This is a genomic window from Tersicoccus solisilvae (assembly GCF_014643255.1).
Taxonomy (GTDB): domain Bacteria; phylum Actinomycetota; class Actinomycetes; order Actinomycetales; family Micrococcaceae; genus Tersicoccus; species Tersicoccus solisilvae.
On record NZ_BMJI01000089.1, the window covers coordinates 1 to 570 of the forward strand.

Annotated in this window: 1 protein-coding gene; it reads left to right on the plus strand. The window is 53.7% G+C overall.

Annotated features, from left to right (window positions below):
- Positions 1-124 precede the first annotated feature (124 nt).
- The coding region (asd, locus tag IEX22_RS16390; RefSeq protein ID WP_229660120.1) for an archaetidylserine decarboxylase at positions 125-570 on the plus strand (446 nt) is incomplete at its 3' end.

A 570-nucleotide genomic window follows, 5' to 3' on the forward strand; every position in this document is an offset into this window, starting at 1 on the left:
ATCACCAGTCTGGATGAACAGCGTCACGCCCGCCACTTCCGCGCCGGCATGGACGACATTTAAGCTGGTAAAGCCCATTTGAAGGAAGCAAAAATTGGATAAAGTGAAGATTGCACTGCAGTACATGCTGCCCAAACACCTGTTGTCCCGCCTGGTCGGGAAACTGGCAGCGGCCGAAGCCGGCAAGCTGACCACCTGGGCTATTCGCTGGTTTATCAAACAGTACAAGATAGATATGTCAGAAGCGACCCAAAGCGAGCCTGAAGCTTACAAGAGCTTCAACGCTTTTTTCACCCGCGCCCTGAAAGACGGCGCACGCCCTCTGTGTCAGGACCCTGAATATATAGTGCACCCGGTCGATGGCGCCGTGAGTCAGTGTGGCCCCATTGAAGACGGCCGCATTTTTCAGGCCAAAGGCCATCACTATTCGGCTCTGACCCTGCTGGGTAATCAGGCCAAAGATGCCGAACGCTTCGAAGACGGTGACTTTGCCACCATCTACCTGGCTCCCAAGGACTATCACAGAATCCATATGCCCATCAAAGGCACGCTGTCGAAAATGACCTATGT